General features: G+C 34.7%; 1 protein-coding gene. It reads left to right on the top strand.

Features of this window, described 5'->3' with window-relative positions; genetic code table 11:
* The first annotated feature begins 229 nt into the window (after positions 1-229).
* A complete protein-coding gene (locus CN514_RS21235; protein ID WP_098234288.1) occupies positions 230-526 on the top strand; it encodes a hypothetical protein in 297 nt (98 codons plus the stop codon).
* The last annotated feature ends 461 nt before the right edge of the window (positions 527-987 follow it).

Here is a 987-nt window from a genome sequence, read left to right as displayed (position 1 = left end):
TTATTCATCTATCCTGCCATTATGTTGAATAAGAAATAGCGATCTTCTATTGAAGTATCGGATGCGTTAGTTCAATATGAAAATAATATTTATTTAAAAAACAATCCATAAGATGCAAACCGCCTTCTAATATGCAAGTTCTGTAAGGATATATGGGGTTCGTAAGTCGCTATTGTTCTTTATCTTTTTCTCACTACATAAGATGGAAGATGGAAGGATGGTGTCACTGATGGATTTGACAAAGTCGATTCAAAACGGGAAGGCATATGCTTCTTTTGTTTTAGGTGTTATCGGGATTCACCATGCCCTGCTTTTTTCTTTTCATGAATGGACCAGTTTGTTTGAATTTGTTCCTGCTGTCTTTGTGCTCATCTCCAGTATCGTCGGCATGACAGCAGCGAAACAAGCAATGGGATCGGAGAGGGAGATTTTTGCGAGGGTCGGATTGATTCTCAATACCTTATCCCTTATTTTTTCGGTTCTTATTATGCTTATCGGTTCGATTTGTTTTTTCATCTTTACTTAGACAATTCAAAGTCTACGATTCAAATACACAATATGGATTCAATCCTCTTAATTTTTATTTTTTGTAATATCTTAACACTGTTTCGTAAAGTTTGTTGCTTTAAAGGACCATTTATGATAGAACCAAACTGCCATTTAGCTCAATAAAAAAAATCGACTATACAACCGATCAAATTTTTCAACTAAAGCATGCGTTTAGTTGAATATCACCACAGGTTTCCTTTTTCTTAAATTACCATAGTAAACCCTTAACACTAGTTTAAGGACCACTTCAACTGGCATAAACCATCATGTAACTATTTATCTTCTTTTCCATAGTCTGACCAATCTTCCATCGCCCATCGTTCTGTCATTGGAAGTGGTCTATCAAATTGCTCTAGTATCTGAACTATTGCAAGTTCAACAATGTCTTGATTTTGTAATTTATAATGCTTAGTAAACCTGTTCAATTTTCCAATAGTA

It is taken from the genome of Bacillus sp. AFS001701 (assembly GCF_002559405.1).
Classification (GTDB): Bacteria; Bacillota; Bacilli; order Bacillales; family Bacillaceae_G; genus Gottfriedia.
The sequence above is the reverse complement of the archived record's forward strand: the minus strand, read 5'-3'. Positions and strand labels throughout refer to the sequence as shown.

Excerpts from the sequence above, each read along its gene's own strand:
- CN514_RS21235 (WP_098234288.1), top strand. The coding sequence starts at position 230 with ATGGATTTGACAAAGTCGATTCAAAACGGGAAGGCATATGCTTCTTTT.